The organism is Pseudomonas sp. ATCC 43928 (assembly GCF_005938665.2).
GTDB lineage: Bacteria > Pseudomonadota > Gammaproteobacteria > Pseudomonadales > Pseudomonadaceae > Aquipseudomonas.
Window position 1 is genome coordinate 5,022,166 of record NZ_CP041753.1, and the last position, 19,979, is coordinate 5,042,144.

Genomic DNA, 19,979 nt, shown 5'->3' on the forward strand with positions numbered 1-19,979 from the left:
TCTGCCTATTCTAGCGGTATCCGGCACAGGGCTGTCGGTTTACATGCCCTGCCCCGCAGGTAGAATGGCGCCCTTCCCTACTTCAGCCCGAGCGGACTTCATGGCGTTGCCGACCTTACGGATCATTGGTTTCATCATCGGCATCTTCCTGATCACGCTGGCCATTTCCATGGCCGTGCCCATGGCTACCCTGGTGATCTTCGAGCGCACCAGCGACCTGCCGTCATTCCTCTGGGCCAGCATGATTACCTTTGTCGCCGGCCTGGCCCTGGTCATTCCAGGGCGTCCCGAACACATCCATCTGCGCCCGCGAGACATGTACCTGCTGACCGTCAGCAGCTGGCTGGTGGTGTGCATCTTCGCCGCCCTGCCGTTCCTGCTGACCCAGAACATCAGCTACACCGACTCATTCTTCGAAAGCATGTCCGGCATCACCGCCACCGGCTCGACGGTGCTCACGGGCCTGGACACCATGTCCCCCGGCATCCTGATATGGCGCTCCTTGCTGCACTGGATCGGCGGGATCGGCTTTATCGGCATGGCGGTCGCGATTCTGCCATTGCTGCGCATCGGTGGCATGCGGCTGTTTCAGACCGAGTCGTCAGACCGTTCCGAAAAGGTCATGCCCCGTTCGCACATGGTGGCGCGCTTGATCGTTGCGACCTACGTCGGCATCACTATTTTCGGCAGCCTGGCGTTCTGGTGGGCCGGGATGAGCCCGTTCGATGCGATCAACCACGCGATGTCGGCGATTTCCACCGGCGGGTTTTCCACCTCCGACCAGTCTTTGGCCAAATGGCCGGAGCCTGCGGTGCATTGGGTCGCGATCGTCATCATGATTCTCGGCGCCTTGCCGTTCACCTTGTATGTCGCCACGTTACGCGGTAACCGTCGGGCGCTGATCAAGGATGAACAGGTGCAAGGCTTGCTCGGCATGTTGCTGGTGACCTGGCTGGTGCTCGGCACTTGGTACTGGTGGACCACCCAGTTGCACTGGCTGGACGCCTTGCGGCATGTGGCGCTGAACGTCACTTCGGTGGTGACGACGACAGGTTTTGCACTGGGGGACTACAGCCTCTGGGGCAACTTCTCGCTGATGCTGTTCTTTTACCTGGGGTTTGTTGGCGGCTGCTCGGGTTCGACCGCTGGCGGGATCAAGATTTTCCGCTTCCAGGTGGCCTACATTCTGCTCAAGGCCAACCTTAACCAGTTGATTCACCCACGCGCGGTGATCAAGCAGAAGTACAACGGCCACCGTCTCGACGAAGAAATCGTACGTTCGATCCTGACCTTTTCGTTCTTTTTCGCCATCACCATTTGCGTGATCGCTCTACTGCTGTCGCTGCTCGGCGTGGACTGGATGACCGCCCTTACCGGTGCGGCCAGCACGGTGTCCGGCGTCGGCCCGGGGTTGGGCGAAACCATTGGCCCGGCGGGTAACTTCGCCAGCCTGCCGGATGCCGCGAAGTGGATTCTCTCGTTCGGCATGCTGTTGGGTCGGCTGGAGATCATTACGGTGTTTGTTCTGTGTATCCCTGCGTTCTGGCGTCACTGACCGGCTTGAGCGCTTCCGTCAGCCGCGCCCGGTATTCGCCGGGGGTGGTGTCGAACCAGCGTCGGAAAGCGCGGAAGAAGTTGCTCGGATCGGCAAACCCCAGCAGGTAGGCAATTTCCAGCAGCGTCATGCTCGGTCGCGCCAGGTATTGCTCGGCCAGTTCACGCCGTGTGTCATCCAGCAACGTCTGAAAACTCGTGCCCTCTTCCTGCAAGCGTCGCTGCAAGGTGCGTTGCGACAGGTGCAGCGCCTGCGCTACCGCATCGCGCTTGGGTTCGCCCTGGGGCAGCAAGCGGCACAACACCTGCCGCGCATTGTGGGTCACGCGGCTCTCGGCAAACCGCGCCAGGTATTCACCGGCAAAGCGATCGTGCAGCAACGCCATGGCCTCGTTGGCGGTGGGCAACGGTGCCTCCAGGTCAGCGCGCTCGAAAATCAAGGCATCATAGGGCGCATTGAACATCATCGGCGCGTGGAAGGCTTGCTTATACGGTTCGAGGTCGGCGGGTTGATCGCCCTGCAGCAGCACTTTGCGCGGATGCAGCGCGCTCCCGGTCAGCCACCCGCAAAACGCCAGGGCACAGGCCATCGATGCTTCAGCGCTTTGTCGGGTCGGCGGCAAGTGGTCGCCATGCACCGTCAGAATCAGCGCATAACCCTCGTCCAGTATGCGAAAACTCAGATCGGCACTTTCGGCGATGATTCGCTGATAACGCACCAGACGTTGAAAGCCTTCGGCCAGGGTTCGACTGGACATCAAGGCATAACCGGCAACGTGCAGGGACGCCGGTCGCACCACCTTGCCCATGTTCAGGCCGATCGCCGGGTTGCCGGACAACTCGACCGCGCGCTGCCAGAGCCGCGTCATGGAATCTTGCGGGAAGCGCGCATCCGGATCATCCAGTGCCGCATAGTCGAGCCCTAGCTGCTTGAACAAAACCCGGCAATCCAGGCCGTCCATTTCCAGTGCTTTGACAATCCCCATCGCCCAGCTTGCAGAAGTCGTTCGTTCGCTCATGGCGTTTACTACGTGATGGCCGCATGCCACGACCCAATGCCCAAGGATACTAAAGTGGCGCCTATTGTCACTGGCTGATGCCTATGATCACTCTAGACTTAAATAGGCTACCCGCAGCGCAACTTGTTGCCTGCACACACCACAGAGATCGCAGTCGTGGAAAACATCAAACGTTTCAACAGCTTCGCTGCGTTTTACCCGTATTACCTCAGCGAACACCGCAATAGCACTTGTCGACGACTGCACTTTGTCGGCACCACGCTGGTTATTGTCATTCTGGCGCTGACCATCGCCAAAGGCGCATGGTGGCTGTTGCTGGCCCTGCCGCTGGCCGGTTACAGCTTCGCCTGGGTCGGGCATTTCTTCTTCGAGAAGAATCGTCCTGCAACCTTTCAGCATCCTCTTTACAGCCTGCTCGGCGATTTCGTCATGTACCGCGACATGATTGTAGGTCGCGTGCCGTTCTAGGCTCCTTTGGCCACAAAAGCGTCCTGTGCAGCCAGTGCAGCGCTCTGGATCCAAGCCCTACACTCCAAACATCCCTTTCGATAAGAACAAGAGGATAGCCGATGAATGCCCGCGCCCGTTTTACCCACATGCAGGACGGCACGCAGGAAGACTGGGCGATCATCGCCACAGACTTCAGCGCCTATGCCCGGCAATTGCCTACAAGGATCGTGGCGCATTTGAAGTTACTGGAAGGTGATTTCGGCGGATTCCCGGTGGATCGCCTGACCCACTCGCTGCAAACCGCCAGCCGCGCCTGGCGCGATGGCCGCGACGAAGAGTACGTGGTCTGCGCTTTGCTCCATGACATCGGCGACACACTGGGGTCCTACAACCACCCGGACATCGCCGCGGCGATTCTCAAGCCGTTCGTCAGTGCCGAGAACCTGTGGATGGTGGAGAAACACGGGATTTTCCAGGGCTATTACTTCTTCCATCACCTGGGCATGGACCGGCATTTGCGCGAGCAATTCAGCGCTCATCCGCAGTATCAGGCGACCATCGAATTTTGCGCCCGGTACGACGCGGCGGCGTTTGACCCGGCATACGACACGCTGCCGCTGAGCTTTTTCGAACCGATGATGGAGCGGTTGTTTGCGCAGCCGAAGCATTCGATCTACAAGGCGGCGATGGAAGAACAAGCGCCGGCCTGAAGATCTTTTTACTTTGCTTTTAAGCCGGCTCTGCGACTTTAATTGCCTTCAATTCCGCCTCCCGCGCTTGGGCATCGGCCAACCGGTACAACTCGATCGAGCCGTCCCAATGCTCGATCAGCGCCGTGCACGATTCCACCCAATCCCCGCAATTGAGGTAGTCCACCTCGCCAACCTTGCGAATTTCGGCATGGTGAATGTGCCCACACACCACGCCATGCAACTCGCGTTTGACGCATTCGTGGGCAATGGCTTCCTCAAAATCGCTGATGAAACTGACGGCGGTCTTGACCTTGTGCTTGAGGTACGCCGACAACGACCAATAGCCGTAGCCATAACGGGCCCGCCAATGGTTGAGCCAGCGGTTGAGGGTCAGGGTAAATTCGTAGGCCGAGTCGCCGAGGAACGCCAGCCAGCGGTGATAGCGAGTAATCACGTCGAACTGATCGCCATGAATCACCAGCAGATGACGACCATCGGCGGTCACGTGCACGGCTTCGTCCACCAGCTGGATATTGCCCAGCATCAGTTTCGAATAACGGCGCAGGAATTCGTCATGGTTGCCGGTGACGTAGATCACTTCCGTGCCGCGCTTGCTCATGGTCAACAGGCGACGAATCACATTGGTGTGCGCCTGGGGCCAATACATGCCGCTGCGCAGCTTCCAGCCGTCGATGATGTCACCGACCAGGTAAATCCTGTCGGCATGGTAGCCCTTGAGAAACTGCGACAGGTGTTCGGCCTGGCAGTCCCGTGTGCCCAAATGCACGTCGGAAATCCATAAGGTCCGCACACGTTGCTTACGGCTGGGTTTGGCGAGCTCGGCGCTGGTCATGGGCAACCCTCTGGACAAGTTTTGGCAAGCTTGCGCCGGTCGGGTTAATTGCCCATGACAATCGCAAGTCAGTCCTGTGACAACGCGCGAACGCAGGGCCTCGGTGTAGACTGGCGGCTTCACTCATCAATATCGCCACGAGACCTGCGATGAGACCGATCCTCACCCTGCGCCAATACACCCACGACCTGATCGTCCACAGCCACGACCACGCGCAACTGGTATTCGGACTGTCGGGTGCACTGGATTTCGAGGTCGAGGGGCTTGGCAGTCAGGTGGTTCAGCAGAGTTTCGTGGTGGTGCCGTCCGGGGCGCATCATGCCTGCGACAGTGCCCATGGCAGCCGTTGCCTGGTGCTGGATGTGCCGAGCGATCAGTGGGTGTCTCAGTCGCTGGGGGACCACGCCGAGGCCAGCCGCCGCTTGCTCGACAATGCCGGGCGCCTGTCGCTGGACGCCGGGCAAAGCCAATTGGTGAGCTGGCTGGCGGGCAGCCCGATCAGCGATCCGCTGATCGCCCAGCAAGGCGCGGTGTTGCTGCTGGCCAGCCTCAACAACGCCAAGCCCGACACGGTCGGCGGTCGGCGTCTACCGTATGCGGCGCTCAATGCTCACATCGATCAATACGCGGCCTATCCACTGCAAGTCGCCGACCTGGCGCGCATTGCCGGCCTGTCCAGCGCTCGCTTGCACGCGCGGTTCGTGGCGGAATGCGGGCAAACGCCGATGGACTACATCCGCAGTCGCCGGCTGCACATCGCCGTGCGTTTGTTACGCGATTCGGCGCTACCCATTGGCGAGATCGCGTGTCGGGTCGGCTACAGCTCCCAGAGCGCATTCGCCGCAGCAGTGCTGCGTGAATTCGGCGCCTCACCCGGTAAATTGCGCCGCGAGGCTGGCGACAAATAACGCGAGTCTGGCGACAGACACCCGCAAGCACATCGTTCATTGTGTAGGAGTTGCCGAAGGCTGCTCCTACACAGGTCGACGGTGTCGTCGGCCAGATTCGATACGTTATTCAAGGACTGCAATGACTCCCCGTACCGCCCTTGGCGCTCTGCATATCGGTGCACTGATGTTCGGCCTGACCGGCGTGTTCGGCAAACTTGCCGCCGCCTCACCGGCGATCATCGTGTTCGGTCGTGCCGCGTTTGCCGTCCTCGCCCTGGCGTTTTTCGCCCGGTTCGCCAGTAATACCCGTTGGCAGGCACTCGACGCCGTGGACTGGCGCCGCCTGTTGCTCAGCGGCTTGCTGCTGACCGGACACTGGGTGAGTTTCTTCATTGCGGTGAAGGTGGCCGGGGTGGCGATCGCGACCCTGGGCTTTGCCAGTTTCCCGGCGTTTACCGTGATCCTCGAAGGGCTGATTTTCCGCGAGCGCATCCGCGCCAATGAAATCTTGCTGGTGGTGCTGGTCAGCATTGGTTTGGTACTGGTCACACCGGACTTCGATCTGGCCAGCGGCGCCACCACCGGCCTGTTGTGGGCAGTGGCCTCCGGCCTGCTGTTCTCCCTGCTGTCCCTGACCAACCGCGCCAGCTCCGGGCGAATCCCGCCGGTGCAGGCGGCGCTGTGTCAGAACGTAGTGGTTGCGATCTGCCTGCTGCCGGTGGCGATGCCGCAGTTGAACGAAGTACGCGCCATCGACTGGCTGTGGATTGGCCTGCTCGGGGTGTTCTGCACCGGCGTCGCTCACAGCCTGTTCGTCGCCAGCCTGGCGGTGATCAAGGCCCGGACCGCGTCAGTGGTGTTTGCCCTGGAGCCGGTTTACGGCATCACCCTGGCCTGGTTGTTGTTCGATGAAAACCCGACGCTGCGCATGCTGATCGGCGGCGCGTTGATCATCGTGGCCATCGTGGTCTCCAGCCGGTTGTCCGGCGGTTCAAGCCACAAGACCGTTGCCGCGCAAGCGCCGTCTCACTGAGTGCGGTCGTTGTGGCCCAGGTCGCGGTCCGGATCGATCTGATCGCGGACCCGCTGCTTGAGCACCTTGGCCTCGGGGAAACCGCCGTCGGCCTTGCGTTCCCAGAGCTGCACATCGTCGCAGAAAATGTGGAATACCCCACCAGTGCCGGGCACCAGGGATACTTTGCCCAGGTCGTCGCCGAAGGTGCTGAGCAGCTCCTGGGCCAGCCAGGCGGCGCGCAACAGCCATTGGCATTGCGTGCAGTAGGTGATGACGATTTCCGGTTTACGTGCGGTCATGATTGGCAAAACTCCTCTGCCTGAGGGGTTGCCATAATAACCGCAAAGGCTGCGATCTTTTGATCTTCAGCGAATACCCGCCAACAGCGTTCGGGCCGTCTCCTTCAGTGGTTCGTCGCCTTCCTTGAGCAACTCGTTCAGCAGCTCGATGGCGCTGTCCAGATCGCCGTCGTCAATACAGGTCTGGGCCTGTTCGAGTTTGCCCGCGCTGCTCGGCTCGACCGGTTCAAGATCCATCAACTCAGCATTCAGCGGTTCAAGCTCCAGCGGCTGGCCGGGATCGCTGAATTCGTTGAGAAAAGTTTCGTCCAGAGATTGAGACTCAGGTTCCGCGACCCATTCAAGCTCGGGCTCATCCAGCGTCGGCTCGTCGGGTATTTCGAAGACATCGGGCAACACATGCAGATTCGAAGTGAACCCGGGCTCGTCTGCCGGTGATGGCTCATTCGATGGTTTGGCGCTGGGCGGTGAGTTGTCGAAGGGGCTGATCAGGTCCCAGTTCGCATCCATCGACAGGTCGTCGAGGTTCAACTGGAATTCATCGCTCGGTGCCGCTGGGATTGCAGGCGTGGACGGAGCCACTGCCACGGCGGCGACCACCGGCGCGGCGCCGACCAGTTTCGGATGGCGGGCGCGGATGTCCTGAAGTTGCTGTGCGTCAAACCCGGCCTCACGCAAGCTACTTTCCTGCGCGTCATACGCTTGCGCGTCACCCTGTTTACCAAGAACCTCCAGCAGCTGCACGGCCAGGTCGGTGCGCTGGGGCTCCTTGACCAATGCCTCTCGCAACAATCCGGCTGCCTCGGACAAACGGCCATAGGCGAGGTAGATACTAACCCCCTCCAGCACGTCGCCTGCGGCAGTCTCATCCACCAAGCCGGCCACCGATTGCGCCTGGGTGGCTGGCCTGGCTGGTTCTGCCGTGCGGTTGAGCACCGGTTCATGACGTGACGGCTGCACGGGTAGCGGCTCGGGTAAGGCCTGAACCTGCTGTCGTTGACGGCGAATGAACACTGCGAGCGACACCAGGGCCACCAACGACAGCAACCCGATGATCAACGGCCAATGGGATGCTTCGGACGTCTCGATAACCACCGGAACCGGCGCCGGCACCTCGGGTGCGGCAGGTGCCGCCGACGCCTGTTTGACTTCCGTCAGTTGGGTTTGCAGCTCAGTCACCTGTTTTTTCTGAACGGCGATCTGCTCGTCCTGCGCCTGCAGCTTCGCATTGAGTTCATCGATGGTCTTTTGCAGCTGCTGGTTTTGCAGCACGCTGGTGGCCAGTTGTTCGGCAACAGGATCATTCGCCGGCGTGGCGGCTGGTTTATCGACATCAGGCTTGGGTGCCGAACTATTCACCGCAGGTGGCGGTGCAACAGCCGGTTCAACGGACGGGAACGCAGATGCCTGAGGCTCAGGTGCGGGGGCGTCATTGACGGGAACAATCCCCGGAGAACCCGGTGGATCGATCAGAACGGTGTACTCGCGCAGCAAACGCCCGTTGGGCTGATTGAGCTGCACCAGAAAATTCAGAAAGGGTTCCTTGACCGGTTTACTGGACGTCACCCGGATCAGGTTGCGGTTGCCCCGCAGGATCGGCGTGAACTTCAGGTTATTGAGGAAGAACACCCGCTCGATACCGGCGCGGCTGAATTCTTCCGCCGTCGCCAGGCTGACCGACAGTTCGCCCTCCCCCAGACCACCGACATCCAGCAGGGCGATATCGGCGCTGAATGGCTGATTCAACGCCGAATGCTGGGTGATCTCACCCAAGCCTAGCGCGGGGGCCAATGCCGAGTAAGTGACGGCACCACCGACCAGCAGCAGCCGGGTGCAACACCGCAATACAACGTGCCAACTCTCAAGCATGAGCATCCCTTAGATAACCAGAACCAACCTGTATGCATTCGCACATCCGGTACGAACACGATATTGCCTAGTAGTTCTTTATAGTCTGCCCAACGGGGTATCTCAAAAGTCCGACGCGTGGTTGTGCCTCAAGATTTTTCCAGGTTGCCCAGGATGTGCGCGTGGACACGCATGCAGACCTTCAAATCCGCCTCATCGACGCCTTCGAACAATTCGTGGCGCAGTTGCGTGGCAATGGTTTCAATTTGTTCGATCAAGGGCCGGGCCGGGGCACAGAGGACGATTTTTTTTGCCCGACGGTCTTCCAGCACCGATTGGCGTTGCACCAGGCCCTGACTTTCCAGGCTATCGAGCAGTCGAGCCAGGGTAGGCCCTTCGACGCCGACGCTTTGCGCCAGTTCACGCTGGGTGGGAGCATCATCGAAACGCGCCAGGTGCAGCAGCACCAGCCAGCGCGCCTGGGACAGGCCCAGGCCCGCCAGTCGGCGGTCCAGTTCGGCACGCCAGCCCCGAGACATCTGGGCCAGTTGCATGCCAAAGCGGTGTTGATCGGTTAACGGCATAAAACACTCATGGTTAGACTGAAATAGAGAAAAACTAATTATTAGTCAGCTAAGCATGACCTTTGGCTATAGGCAAGGTTTGCTCTGTACTGAATCGTTACATCTGCGCGACAGGTCATTCAAATTTCGAATTCCGATTGCAGCGCGGCACGTACGCAATACAAAACGCCTTCCGGCACCCGCCCTGCGAACAACGCGGCGATCTCCGCCACCGGCGGCAACTCGCCTTCGCCGTCGAGGAAGGCGTCCTGAACTTCGCCCATCAACTCTTCGGGCAGGTCCAGTGCCTGTTCCAGTGACAGCTGCTGCTTGCCGATGGCCTCGGCGAGCATCGTGTAGACGTTCTTTTCCGAGCATTGCAGCTGACCGGCGATCTGCAGCGGCGTCATGCCGGCCCGGGCCAGCGTGATCAGCTCGTGGCGCACATCGGCCACCACTTTCGGCGCCTCGACCTGACCGCCGAGCACTTCGAGGAAAGCCTCGCCGTAACGTTCCAGTTTGCGCGCGCCGACACCGCTGACCGTGGCCATTTCCGCCAGCGAGGTCGGCTGGCTGCGGAGCATTTCCAGCAACGTCGAATCGGGGAAGATGACATACGGCGGCACGCCATGTTCTTCGGCCAGTTTGCGGCGCAAGGCACGCAGGGCTTCCCACTGTTCGCGCTCCTCGAAGCGGACCAGTTGGCTCGCCTGGCTCTTACTGCTTTTGGCGGTGGTTTGCGGCTTGAGGTCGCGGCGCAGTTCCAGGGTCACTTCGCCCTTGAGCAGCGGCCGGCAGGTATCGCTCAGGCGCAGCCCGCCGTAGCCTTCGAGGTCGATGTCCGCCAGACCGCGAGCAACAAGTTGTCGGAACAAGGAGCGCCATTCACTTTCGCCCAGCGCTTTGCCTACGCCGTATACCGACAAATGCTGATGACCGAAACTGCGGACCTTTTCGTTGTCCTTGCCCAGCAACACGTCCACCAGATGGCCGACGCCATAACGCTGACCGGTGCGGTAGATCGCCGACAGCGCCTGGCGGGCCGGCTCGGTGGCGTCCCAGGTCTGCACGCCGTCGACACAGTTGTCGCAGTGGCCGCAGGGCTCGGGCATGTCTTCGTCGAAGTACGCCAGCAGGGTCTGGCGGCGGCAGCGGGTTTCTTCACAGAGCGAGAGCATGGCGTCGAGCTTGTGCTGCTCCAGACGCTTGTGGCGTTCGTCGCCTTCGGAGTTTTGCAGCATCTGCTTGAGCATCACCACGTCTTGCAGGCCGTACGCCATCCAGGCATCCGCCGGCAGACCGTCACGACCGCCGCGACCGGTTTCCTGGTAATACGCCTCAAGGGACTTCGGCAAGTCGAGGTGAGCCACAAAACGCACGTTGGGCTTGTCGATGCCCATGCCGAACGCCACGGTGGCGACCATGATCAGGCCTTCCTCGTTGAGGAAGCGCTTCTGGTGATGCGCCCGGGTTTCGTTGGCCAGACCGGCGTGGTACGGCAGCGCCGGGAAGCCTTGCTCACTGAGGAACACCGCCACTTCGTCGACCTTTTTGCGCGACAGGCAGTAGACGATACCGGCATCGCTGCGCCGCTCGGCGAGGAACGCCAGCAACTGCTTGCGCGGCTGCTCCTTGGGCACGATGCGATAGAAAATATTCGGGCGGTCGAAACTCGACAGGAAACGCTCGGCATCCTGCAAATGCAGACGATCGACGATTTCTTCCCGGGTGCGCTTGTCGGCGGTGGCGGTCAGGGCGATGCGCGGGACGTTGGGGAACAATTCCGCCAACTGGCCCAGTTGCAGGTATTCGCGACGGAAGTCGTGGCCCCATTGGGACACGCAGTGCGCTTCGTCGATGGCGAACAGGGCGATTTCGAGGCTTTGCAGGAAGGCCAGCATCCGTGGCTGCACCAGGCGTTCGGGCGCCAGGTAGAGCATTTTCACCTCGCCGCGCTTGATCCGTGCAGCAAGATCACGCTGCTGCTCGGCGCTCAGGGTGGAGTTCAACGACGCCGCGGCGACGCCCAGCTCTTCGAGGGTGGCGACCTGATCGTCCATCAGCGCGATCAGCGGCGACACCACCACCGCCAGGCCTTCGCGCAGCAGCGCCGGCACCTGGAAGCACAAGGACTTGCCGCCCCCGGTAGGCATCAGCACCAGGGCGTCGCCGCCACTGGCCACGCGCTCAATGATTGCACCCTGACGGCCACGGAAACTGTCGTAGCCGAAGATGTCCTTGAGGACGCGTTGAGCCTGTTCGAGCATAAAAACTCCAAAAATCACCGAAACATCCCTGCAAGGCTGGTTCAGAACCACGAAAGCTGCACAAACAAATCGTAAGTGCGCATTGCATGACGCTGCATATTTCAGCCGTGACGCCAGCAGGGCATCACAAAACGCGCGAGTATACCCGAGCCCTCCCCTGCAAAGGGCGCCGCTGATAAGACGCACACAAGCCAACCGCGGGAGCAAATATGCCGCGCGGCTGGCCTGAGCGCTCAAGAAGGCCTAGAATTCCCGCATCGTATATTCCCCAAGGTAGCCCTTTAATGTCCTTCGCTGAGCAACTAACCCGCCTGCAAGTCTTCCTCGACGCCGACGAGCTGCATGACGAGGCGCTGGACTACGTGGCCGCCCACGGCTACCTCACTGCGCTGTCGATCTGCTCCGAAAGCGTTCCCGATCGCGAATGGATCGACGCGCTGTTCGCCGAAGAGCCGCATTACGCCGACGACACCGAGCGTGAAGCGATCGAATCCACCCTGGTGCTGCTCAAGGCTCACATCGCCCGCCAACTGGCGTCCGACGAAGAGTTCGAGCTGCCATGCGACCTCGACCTGGGCGATGACCCGGACGATTCCGACCTGCGTGGCTGGTGCATCGGTTTCATGGAAGGTGTGTTCCTGCGCGAAGCCGCCTGGTTCGAAACCGCCGAAGACGAAGTCAGTGAAATGCTGCTGCCGATCATGGTCGGTTCGGGTCTGTTCGACGAACAGCCTGAGTTCTCCGACATCGCGGCCGACGCCAACCTGATGGACGACATGATCGTGCAAATCCCGGAAGCCCTGACCGCGCTGTACTTGCTGTGCAACGCGCCAGACGAAAAACCGGCGATCCTCAAGCCACGTCACCACTAAGGTTTTGCCTATGGACAACCCCATAGGCAACCGCCCCCTGATGTTGCGCTACGTGCTGCTGGCCATCGGCTGGCTGAGCGTAGCGCTGGGGGTGATCGGGATTTTCCTGCCGGTGCTGCCCACCACACCGTTCCTGCTGTTGGCGGCAGCCTGCTTCGCCCGCAGTTCGCCGCGTTTCTATCACTGGCTGGTTGAACATCCACGGCTTGGACCCTGGATTCGCGACTATCTGGACGGCAACGGCATTCCGCTCAAGGGCAAGGTCTACACCATCGGGTTGATGTGGACGAGCATCCTGTTCTCCTGCTACCTGGTGCCCCTGCCGTGGGCGCGCGGGTTCATGCTGACCAGTGCGGTGCTGGTGACGGTTTATATCCTCAAGCAGAAAACCCTGCATAAACCCTGATTCCTATCTATGGCTCGAGGCTTTTGTGGCGAGGGAGCTTGCTCCCGCTGGGTTGCGAAGCAGCCCCAAAACCTGCAACCCGCCTTCTCCTGACACACCTCATTGATCGGTTTGGCGATTGCTGCGCAGCCGAACGGGAGCAAGCTCCCTCGCCACAGGAAACAACCCGCCGACATCCTTTCGTCCGACGACCTACCCGACCGCCCCGTAAACACCGCCTAGACTTCAGACATCTGCACCCGAGCAGCCAGACATGCCCCGCAGTCCGCGTAGTCCAGGATGGTCAACGCTCCGACTTCGGTTCGGCGGATGGCTGCTGCTGGCGAGTTTTCTGCTGGCCGGGTTGGGCAGTGCCTGGGCCGACTGGGATTTTGCGCAGGTTCTGCAAACGGCCGAAAAACGCTACGGCCCCCTTGGCGAGGCACAGGGACGGATCGAGGCCTGGAGCCAAATGCTGCAAAGCGAACGCAACCAGCCTGAGCGCGAACAACTGAACGCGGTCAATCACTTCTTCAATCGGCAACTGAGTTTTCAGGATGACACGCGCATCTGGCATCAGACCGATTACTGGGCCACGCCCGTGGAGTCCTTGATCAAAGCCGCAGGCGACTGCGAAGACTTCGCCCTGGCGAAATACTTCAGCCTGCGTCACCTCGGGATTCCCAGCGAAAAACTACGCATCACCTACGTCAAGGCCCTGACCCAGAACCAGGCGCACATGGTGTTGACCTTCTACAGCAGCCCCACGGCCGATCCGCTGGTGCTGGACAACCTGATCGACGAGATCCGCCCCGCCTCCCAACGCAAAGACTTGCTGCCGGTGTATGCCTTCAACGCCGAAGGCCTGTACTTGCCGGGAGCCAATGGTGGTAAACGCAGCAGCGACTCGAAAAAACTGTCGCGCTGGCAAGACGTATTGAAAAAGATGCAAATCGAAGGGTTCGCCGTGGGCGAAGGCTAGCCGCCACTGCAAGGAGTGTTTTCATGTCACTGCGCAAACAGTTGTTCCTCGCCATTTGCCTGTTCTTGCTGGTGGCCTTCAGCGGCAGTTTTTTTGTCAGCCTGGAAAGCTCCCGTGAACAGATGCTCAGTCAGTTGCGCTCCCACGCCCAGGACGCCGCCACGGCGCTGGGCCTGTCGTTGACCGCGCAGATCGACGACCCGGCGATGATCGAATTGATGGTCAGCTCGATTTTCGACAGTGGCTATTTCAGCAGCATCCGGGTCATCAGCATCGAGAATGAACAAGTGCTGGTGGAGCGCAGCGTACCAGCGCAAATCGAGGGTGTACCCGGCTGGTTCGTCAGTCTGGTGAACCTGCGCCCACAAGGTGGCGATGCACTGGTCACGCGTGGCTGGGACCAGGCAGCCCGGGTCGAAGTGCTGAGCAACCCGCAGTTCGCCCTGGCCAAACTCTGGGACAGCTCCCTCGGCAGCCTGATCTGGCTGCTGATTTGCGGATTACTCAGCGCCGTGTTCGGAGGCTGGCTATTACGCCGGCAATTGCGCCCGCTCGACAACATGGTCAAACAGGCTGAAGCCATCAGTAAACGCGAGTTCCGCAGCTTGCCAAAATTGCCGCGCACGCCGGAGCTCAAACGCGTGGTGCTGGCCATGAACCAGATGGTCGAAAAACTCAAAGCGCTGTTCGCCGAAGAGGCCGCGCGCAGCGAAAAACTGCGCTCCGAATCCTATCAGGACAACCTTACGGGCCTGGCCAACCGGCGCTTGCTGGATGAACAACTGGCCGACCAATTACTGGATTCCGAGCAAAGCCGCGACGGTCATTTGCTGATGCTGCGGATCAACGACCTGATCGGCCTCAATCAACGCCTGGGTGGCCAGCGCACCGATGCCCTGATCAGCGCCGTCGGCGAGTTGCTCAAGCGCCTGACGCAACCTGCAGAACGTCGTACCTGGCTCGCGGCGCGCAATCGCGGTGGCGAATTCAGCTTGCTGACGCCGGGTCTGGACAGTAGGGGAGCCGCGCGCCTGGCCTCCGAAATCAGCGCCACCCTGGAAAACCTGCGCCTGACCGGCGCCAGCGACTGCATGCCCGTGGCGCATCTGGGCATCGTCGCCTACCACCCGGGCGAACCGGCAAATGATGTGCTGCTGCGCCTCGACCAAGCGCTGACCCAGGCCCGGCAACATCCCGAGCGGCCATGGATATACCAGGCCCAGGTCGATACTGCGCCGAATCATTCTCAGCATGATTGGCGCAACTGGATCGACGATGCGCTGACCGAGGGCAAGATGCAGTTGTATTTCCAACCGGTGGTGCAATGCGCCGACACCAGTCAGGTGCTGCACCACAAAGTCCTCGCGCGCTTGCTCGACCCGCAAGGCGAGGCCGTTGCCGCCGGGCATTTCCTGCCGTGGATCGAACGCCTCGGCTGGTCGGCGCGGTTCGATCTGGCGATGCTCGAAACCACCCTCGAATACCTCGCCGCCAACCGCTGGCCGCTCGCACTGAGCCTGTCCGGCAGCACCCTGCGCGACCAGACCCAGCTGAAACTGATCTGCGACATACTCGAATCATTGCCGGAACTGGCGCCTCTGCTGACCCTGGAAATCGACGAACGCCAACTGCCGCCCCCCGAAGAACTGCAACGCCTGAGCCACAGCCTGCTCAACACCGGTTACCGCATCGGTTTGCAGCATTTCGGCGGCAGCTTCAGCCAGATCGGCAACCTGACGCAGCTGGGGTTGGCGTACTTGAAAATCGATGGCGCGTACATTCGGGGTATCGATCAGCAGAGTGACAAGCGGTTGTTTATCGATGCGATATACCGGGCGACCAACAGCATTGATCTGCCGTTGATTGCGGAAATGGTTGAGACCAAAGGGGAGCTGGAGGTGATCCGGGAGTTGGGGCTATTTGGGGTGATGGGGCGGTTGATCGGGCCACCGGAGCCGATGTGAGCGGTATGACCACTCGTCTAAAACCTGTGCGCACCTGTCAGATCTGACAGTAGGCAAACACTCACGCCGATTATCTAATCCTTCCGTATCGGTGCCGCCCAATCGGGAAGCCGGGCGCCTCTAAGGAAGGTACGCATTCATGAACAGCCCCCTGACAAACGCTGACCTCGCCTCCAATGGACAAGTCGTTGTATTCCCGCCCGATCGCGGCATCGGCGTGCTGGCCGTAGACCCGCCCTACCCGCCGGGCTACAAACCGCAGAGCGACGGTGCGTTGGGGATCAACATCAACATGGTGCACGGCGACCGAGACGGTTTGCTGGTTTACATCCTGGCCTATCTGAACATGGCCATCGGCGACTACATCAAGGTTTACATCGAAACAAAAAACGCGTCCGTCGCTGAATTTTCCGTCACCGAAGCCCACTTCGATGCCGAAGGCAACGCGAAAAACATTCCTTTCTATATTTCCGCCAAAGACATGGAAGCCAGGTTTGCGCCGCTGCTATCGCCCTCGATTACTACCTCAAACCGTCCGCCCCCAAGCCCCCACGCAAGCCGAGCACGATTTACACCGTTGCCCCGGACATCGACATCGAAGAGCTGCGGCCAATGCCTGCGAGTCGTTCGCCTCGGCCAAGGTGATCGCCAGTGACTGTGCGGGGTTTCTGGAGGGGCCGCAGCGCAATACGATACTGGGCGTCGCGCAGCTCATCATGTTCGGCGAGCTGGCGGTGAGTCGGGCGCTGGACAGTCTGGAACTGAAGGCTGACCCGGCCCTGTAACCTGAGGTCAAACGCTGCCCCCTGTGGCGAGGGAGCTTGCTCCCGCTCGGCTGCGCAGCAGTCGTAAACCCTGTACATGCGGTCTACCTGATGCAATTGGGTCGAATGGTTTTGGGGCCGCTTCGCAGCCCAGCGGGAGCAAGCTCCCTCGCCACAAAAGCCCTTCAGGCTGCAAGTTTTATGGTGGTCTTTCGGGCCTCTTCGCAAGCAAACTCGTTCCCACAGTCGCTCCGGGTTGTTCGCCTGTTTTGTGTTCACTGAAGATCGAATGTGTGAGAGCGAGCCTGCTCGCGAAAACGATCTCACCGGCAAAAAAAACCGCCATTCCTTCAACAGGGATGGCAGGTTTTGTCGTTTCGGCTCACGCATGCCGTTGATGATGGTCGCTGTATCGTGGCCCCCCACAACCACCCGCCCGTAAACGGTTGGTCAGGCAGCCGATGCCGATGTGACTGATATGACCGTTCGTCTTAAATCCACATATACCTGTCAGATCTGATAGTAGCCAATCTGTTTTCCCTGCGGTGTGATGAGTACTCGTCCCGAGTGGACTTGAAACTTGTCGCCTCCCCCGGAGAATTTGATGGATATCCAGTCCGCCGAGCTAACGAAGCTGTTTACGCTGTTTCCCATAATCATCCCGGGCTGGGTATCCCCGATAAGACCCGCCGGCATCGCTGACGGCGGTATTCCCAAAGCCCTTTATGACGGCCAGGCCCAAGGCCTTGAATGCCTGGTTGATTACTGGGAGGAGTTGCAGCTGCGCTCCTGGATCATGGCGGTCGATGATCGCGTGGATTTGTATTGCAACGGCAATCTCGTCCCAGGAGCAGGCCAGACCGTCAAACCCGGAGAGGAACAACTGCGCCAGCGTCTTTACCTGCCGCACGGGTACCTGATCTAGGGCGTCAATCGGTTGCATTACGTGGTCACCCGTGTCAGCGGGAACAGTGAACCCTCTCGGGATCTGCTGGTGCTGTACCACCTGCGGTCTGCGGACAACCTGAATCTGGTGATCCCGGCCGACGTGCTCAAGGACGGCGTCAGCGCCGCACGGGCAGCGCAAGGGGTGGAGTTCGGGTTCACCTATGCCAATCGGCGCAACTATGACCGCATCGAATTTCTGTTGGGCGACACCCAGGACCGGTTCGACGTCCCCGACGGCACGGCGCCGATCACCCATACACTGTTCACCGACATGTTCCAGAAGGCGGGCGACAACCCGAGTACTGTGGCCGAGTTCTATGTCGTCGACCAGTTGGGCAACCGGGTCAAATCCCCGGAGAAGCGCCTGGACATACATCTCGGCCGTCTCGATCTGAACCCACCAACTTTGGTAGCCCCGGCGAAGAGCCCCATTGATGTGTTGACTCACTCAAATGGAGCAACGGTTCGAATTGAATTCCTGACAGCGGGGTTGAATGATCGAGCGCGTCTAATGATCAAGAATCCGATCGCAGGCGACAAAACGTTTCCTGCGCAGCTATTCAATCAAAACAAAAGGGCAAACTTCAAATTAACTTTCGAGCTTCTATTGGAGTGGATGGGGCGCGATGTCGAATTGTATTGGGAGTTGATTCGCGATGGGAAGCCGGTAGGGACATCGTCGCCGTTGGCACTGACGATTGAACGGATCGTCGACGGTGATGTTCGATTGGGAGCTCCCATCATCGATCAGGCTGATAGTGCACGGGCCTTGGATATCAATGAATTCGACGGTGATGCCACCATCACTAAAACTCCATGGCCGCTTCAGGGTGGAAATTATCTTATTGACATAACGGTCATCGGAACCGGAAACAATGGAACCCCCCTTGTTATTCCCGTAGTGACAGGAGGTTCCTTGACACCTGAGGAAGAGACAAATGGATTCACCAGAACACTGTCACGTGCGCAACTGTTACTGCTGCTGGATGGTTCAACCCTCCATGTAGAAGTCAAAGCCAACTTCAAGGGGCAAAAGCCCATAACGATTATCTTCCCGCGTTCTTTAATCTATACAGTCAAGAACATCCAGCCTATTTTGTCGGAAAATTTCGATAGCCACTACTCACGCTTTATATCACTTGGCCAGACCATATCACTGCCTAGCATGACCATTCGCTTTCTCGGAGGAAATGGCATTATGGGTATAAACTCAATAAACACCATTCTCACCGGCCCTTACCCTCCCGTGCATAACCAAAGCGCTGCACAAGTTCTAGAGATGCATACAAACGCCAGTGGCACGAGCCAATACATGCAACTCGAGTTCAACTGGGGCTACTCCTCTGTCGAGTTTTACTACAGATTCGTCCAAAGCAACGGAATACTGGTTAATTTCTTAAGAAAAGACAAAACAAGACTATCTTATCAGTACCTTGCCAATAGTCCCGGCCCCCACCGTGTATTCTTCTCTACTTCAGACAATGACATTTGGTATGTAGAGATCATTACAAGCGTCTGGGATTTAATTACCTTTGATCACTTCACCATGGGTCGCAAATAAATATCCGAAACTCGCGACCACTGGTGCGAACAATATAAACAGAGGACGAAAAATGAGGGACTCGGAGAAAAGGCACGCCATTATTTATCAGCCCTGCCTCTCCTAAGCCTGAATGAGAAATAAACAACGATGTTTAAAAGACATCTCCAGACACTCACTCAGGCTACACATCCTTGCGTCGTTGCCTACGACTGCGCCAGAATCCGCCGGCTTGTGCGCCTAAGGGTCGGGTTCTATTGTTTCCCGGTCGCTGACGAATCAGCGATCGGGTTTAGCGACCCGAACCTTTGTAGGCGCAACAGCGCTCCAAACTCTCTTGCAGATTGTCTATATCTGCGATTGATGTCATGGCGGCTGTGCGCGGGAGACCTTCGGGTCTGCCGGGCGCCTACACCCGGTTCGCTAACCTGCGTGCAGCCGCCACCCTTACCTGTTTAGCGACAGGTCTTGGTGGCTCCATTTCCTGTAGGAGTTTCACCATGTTCAAAATCACACCCAACCCACCCGAAACCGACGACGTTTCCCCTTACGAAACCCCGGACTCCAAAAAACTCAACGAAGCCGCCGAGCGCGCCCTCGATTACTACCTCAAACCGTCCGCCCCCAAGCCCCCACGCAAGCCGAGCACGATTTACACCGTTGCCCCGGACATCGACATCGAAGAGCTACTGGCCAATGCCTGCGAGTCCTTTGCCTCGGCCAAGGTGATCGCCAGTGACTGTGCCGGTTTTCTGGAGGGGCCGCAGCGCAATACGATATTGGGCGTCGCGCAGCTCATCATGTTTGGTGAACTGGCGGTGAGTCGGGCGCTGGACAGTCTGGAACTGAAGGCTGACCCGGCCCTATGACCTGATCCCTGTGGCGAGGGGGCTTGCCCCCGTTGGGCTGCGAAGCGGCCCCCAAAACCTGCAATCACTGTCTGTCTGGCAAACTGCATGTACAGGTTTTACGACTGCTGCGCAGCCGAACGGGGGCAAGCCCCCTCGCCACATGAGGTGTATCCGGGCACAGGGCCGGTAGATAAATCCTCAACCAACAAAAAACCCGCCATCC

At 59.4% G+C, this 19,979-nt stretch carries 18 protein-coding genes and 1 pseudogene; 13 read left to right on the forward strand and 6 right to left on the reverse strand.

What is annotated here, in order from left to right; all coding sequences use genetic code 11:
- Positions 1 to 100 precede the first annotated feature (100 nt).
- Complete coding sequence (locus tag FFH90_RS22915) at positions 101 to 1,555, forward strand: TrkH family potassium uptake protein (protein ID WP_018929928.1); 1,455 nt, start codon at positions 101 to 103, stop codon at positions 1,553 to 1,555.
- Here FFH90_RS22915 and FFH90_RS22920 read toward each other — a convergent pair.
- Positions 1,512 to 2,573 carry an AraC family transcriptional regulator gene (locus FFH90_RS22920; protein WP_207238835.1) on the reverse strand — a complete coding sequence of 354 codons (1,062 nt, stop codon included), beginning with the start codon at positions 2,571 to 2,573 and terminating at the stop codon, positions 1,512 to 1,514. The two genes, FFH90_RS22915 and FFH90_RS22920, sit on opposite strands and share 44 nt — an antisense overlap.
- 156 nt (positions 2,574 to 2,729) lie before the next feature.
- On the opposite strand from FFH90_RS22920, the gene FFH90_RS22925 reads away from it, so the two are divergent.
- Complete coding sequence (locus FFH90_RS22925; protein WP_086946376.1) at positions 2,730 to 3,041, forward strand: Mpo1-like protein; 312 nt, start codon at positions 2,730 to 2,732, stop codon at positions 3,039 to 3,041.
- Positions 3,042 to 3,142: 101 nt separating this feature from the next.
- Positions 3,143 to 3,733: an HD domain-containing protein gene (locus FFH90_RS22930; RefSeq protein WP_086946377.1), complete on the forward strand. Its 591-nt coding sequence runs from the start codon at positions 3,143 to 3,145 to the stop codon at positions 3,731 to 3,733.
- A 19-nt stretch (positions 3,734 to 3,752) separates the two neighbouring features.
- On the opposite strand, the gene FFH90_RS22935 is transcribed toward FFH90_RS22930, so the two are convergent.
- The gene (locus FFH90_RS22935) at positions 3,753 to 4,568 is read right to left on the reverse strand and encodes a UDP-2,3-diacylglucosamine diphosphatase (protein ID WP_018929924.1); all 816 of its coding nucleotides are present in this window, start codon (positions 4,566 to 4,568) and stop codon (positions 3,753 to 3,755) included.
- A 149-nt stretch (positions 4,569 to 4,717) separates the two neighbouring features.
- On the opposite strand from FFH90_RS22935, the gene FFH90_RS22940 reads away from it, so the two are divergent.
- Together FFH90_RS22940 and FFH90_RS22945 are read left to right on the forward strand one after the other, a co-directional pair.
- On the forward strand, positions 4,718 to 5,476 hold the full coding sequence (locus tag FFH90_RS22940; protein WP_018929923.1) for an AraC family transcriptional regulator: 759 nt from the start codon (positions 4,718 to 4,720) through the stop codon (positions 5,474 to 5,476).
- Between the two features lie 121 nt (positions 5,477 to 5,597).
- Positions 5,598 to 6,491 carry a DMT family transporter gene (locus FFH90_RS22945; RefSeq protein ID WP_138866135.1) on the forward strand — a complete coding sequence of 298 codons (894 nt, stop codon included), beginning with the start codon at positions 5,598 to 5,600 and terminating at the stop codon, positions 6,489 to 6,491.
- Here FFH90_RS22945 and FFH90_RS22950 read toward each other — a convergent pair.
- The 4 genes from FFH90_RS22950 to recQ all read right to left on the reverse strand — a co-directional run bounded on the left by FFH90_RS22950 (position 6,485) and on the right by recQ (position 11,450).
- Positions 6,485 to 6,772 (reverse strand): SelT/SelW/SelH family protein, encoded by a 288-nt coding sequence (locus FFH90_RS22950; RefSeq protein WP_007895010.1) that lies wholly within the window; start codon positions 6,770 to 6,772, stop codon positions 6,485 to 6,487. The two genes, FFH90_RS22945 and FFH90_RS22950, sit on opposite strands and share 7 nt — an antisense overlap.
- A 66-nt stretch (positions 6,773 to 6,838) precedes the next feature.
- Complete coding sequence (locus tag FFH90_RS22955) at positions 6,839 to 8,641, reverse strand: FimV/HubP family polar landmark protein (protein ID WP_138866136.1); 1,803 nt, start codon at positions 8,639 to 8,641, stop codon at positions 6,839 to 6,841.
- Positions 8,642 to 8,769: 128 nt separating this feature from the next.
- Positions 8,770 to 9,204 (reverse strand): MarR family transcriptional regulator, encoded by a 435-nt coding sequence (locus tag FFH90_RS22960; protein ID WP_018929920.1) that lies wholly within the window; start codon positions 9,202 to 9,204, stop codon positions 8,770 to 8,772.
- 119 nt (positions 9,205 to 9,323) lie between these two features.
- On the reverse strand, positions 9,324 to 11,450 hold the full coding sequence (recQ, locus tag FFH90_RS22965) for a DNA helicase RecQ (protein ID WP_028939960.1): 2,127 nt from the start codon (positions 11,448 to 11,450) through the stop codon (positions 9,324 to 9,326).
- A gap of 284 nt (positions 11,451 to 11,734) precedes the next feature.
- On the opposite strand from recQ, the gene FFH90_RS22970 reads away from it, so the two are divergent.
- From FFH90_RS22970 to FFH90_RS23015, 8 genes and pseudogenes are all read left to right on the forward strand, one after another.
- Complete coding sequence (locus FFH90_RS22970) at positions 11,735 to 12,322, forward strand: YecA family protein (protein WP_007938492.1); 588 nt, start codon at positions 11,735 to 11,737, stop codon at positions 12,320 to 12,322.
- Between the two features lie 10 nt (positions 12,323 to 12,332).
- A complete protein-coding gene (locus FFH90_RS22975; protein WP_018929918.1) occupies positions 12,333 to 12,728 on the forward strand; it encodes a YbaN family protein in 396 nt (131 codons plus the stop codon).
- 253 nt (positions 12,729 to 12,981) lie between these two features.
- Complete coding sequence (gene lapG, locus FFH90_RS22985; RefSeq protein WP_138866137.1) at positions 12,982 to 13,689, forward strand: cysteine protease LapG; 708 nt, start codon at positions 12,982 to 12,984, stop codon at positions 13,687 to 13,689.
- Positions 13,690 to 13,712: 23 nt separating this feature from the next.
- Positions 13,713 to 15,653 carry a cyclic di-GMP receptor LapD gene (gene lapD / locus FFH90_RS22990; protein WP_018929916.1) on the forward strand — a complete coding sequence of 647 codons (1,941 nt, stop codon included), beginning with the start codon at positions 13,713 to 13,715 and terminating at the stop codon, positions 15,651 to 15,653.
- Between the two features lie 498 nt (positions 15,654 to 16,151).
- A pseudogene (locus FFH90_RS30455) lies at positions 16,152 to 16,438 on the forward strand (DUF6124 family protein); the annotation flags it as partial.
- A gap of 583 nt (positions 16,439 to 17,021) precedes the next feature.
- Positions 17,022 to 17,342 (forward strand): hypothetical protein, encoded by a 321-nt coding sequence (locus tag FFH90_RS30165; protein ID WP_178114256.1) that lies wholly within the window; start codon positions 17,022 to 17,024, stop codon positions 17,340 to 17,342.
- A gap of 12 nt (positions 17,343 to 17,354) precedes the next feature.
- The gene (locus tag FFH90_RS23010) at positions 17,355 to 18,926 is read left to right on the forward strand and encodes a hypothetical protein (protein ID WP_178114257.1); all 1,572 of its coding nucleotides are present in this window, start codon (positions 17,355 to 17,357) and stop codon (positions 18,924 to 18,926) included.
- Positions 18,927 to 19,405: 479 nt separating this feature from the next.
- Positions 19,406 to 19,774 carry a DUF6124 family protein gene (locus FFH90_RS23015; RefSeq protein ID WP_018929914.1) on the forward strand — a complete coding sequence of 123 codons (369 nt, stop codon included), beginning with the start codon at positions 19,406 to 19,408 and terminating at the stop codon, positions 19,772 to 19,774.
- Positions 19,775 to 19,979 lie beyond the last annotated feature (205 nt).

What these genes read in the sequence shown, in the direction of transcription:
- FFH90_RS22915 (WP_018929928.1), top strand. Translation starts at nt 101, where the DNA reads ATGGCGTTGCCGACCTTACGGATCATTGGTTTCATCATCGGCATCTTC.
- FFH90_RS22920 (WP_207238835.1), bottom strand. Translation starts at nt 2,573, where the DNA reads ATGAGCGAACGAACGACTTCTGCAAGCTGGGCGATGGGGATTGTCAAA.
- FFH90_RS22930 (WP_086946377.1), top strand. Translation starts at nt 3,143, where the DNA reads ATGAATGCCCGCGCCCGTTTTACCCACATGCAGGACGGCACGCAGGAA.
- FFH90_RS22935 (WP_018929924.1), bottom strand. Translation starts at nt 4,568, where the DNA reads ATGACCAGCGCCGAGCTCGCCAAACCCAGCCGTAAGCAACGTGTGCGG.
- FFH90_RS22940 (WP_018929923.1), top strand. Translation starts at nt 4,718, where the DNA reads ATGAGACCGATCCTCACCCTGCGCCAATACACCCACGACCTGATCGTC.
- FFH90_RS22945 (WP_138866135.1), top strand. Translation starts at nt 5,598, where the DNA reads ATGACTCCCCGTACCGCCCTTGGCGCTCTGCATATCGGTGCACTGATG.
- FFH90_RS22950 (WP_007895010.1), bottom strand. Translation starts at nt 6,772, where the DNA reads ATGACCGCACGTAAACCGGAAATCGTCATCACCTACTGCACGCAATGC.
- FFH90_RS22955 (WP_138866136.1), bottom strand. Translation starts at nt 8,641, where the DNA reads ATGCTTGAGAGTTGGCACGTTGTATTGCGGTGTTGCACCCGGCTGCTG.
- FFH90_RS22960 (WP_018929920.1), bottom strand. Translation starts at nt 9,204, where the DNA reads ATGCCGTTAACCGATCAACACCGCTTTGGCATGCAACTGGCCCAGATG.
- recQ (WP_028939960.1), bottom strand. Translation starts at nt 11,450, where the DNA reads ATGCTCGAACAGGCTCAACGCGTCCTCAAGGACATCTTCGGCTACGAC.
- FFH90_RS22970 (WP_007938492.1), top strand. Translation starts at nt 11,735, where the DNA reads ATGTCCTTCGCTGAGCAACTAACCCGCCTGCAAGTCTTCCTCGACGCC.
- FFH90_RS22975 (WP_018929918.1), top strand. Translation starts at nt 12,333, where the DNA reads ATGGACAACCCCATAGGCAACCGCCCCCTGATGTTGCGCTACGTGCTG.
- lapG (WP_138866137.1), top strand. Translation starts at nt 12,982, where the DNA reads ATGCCCCGCAGTCCGCGTAGTCCAGGATGGTCAACGCTCCGACTTCGG.
- lapD (WP_018929916.1), top strand. Translation starts at nt 13,713, where the DNA reads ATGTCACTGCGCAAACAGTTGTTCCTCGCCATTTGCCTGTTCTTGCTG.
- FFH90_RS30165 (WP_178114256.1), top strand. Translation starts at nt 17,022, where the DNA reads ATGGATATCCAGTCCGCCGAGCTAACGAAGCTGTTTACGCTGTTTCCC.
- FFH90_RS23015 (WP_018929914.1), top strand. Translation starts at nt 19,406, where the DNA reads ATGTTCAAAATCACACCCAACCCACCCGAAACCGACGACGTTTCCCCT.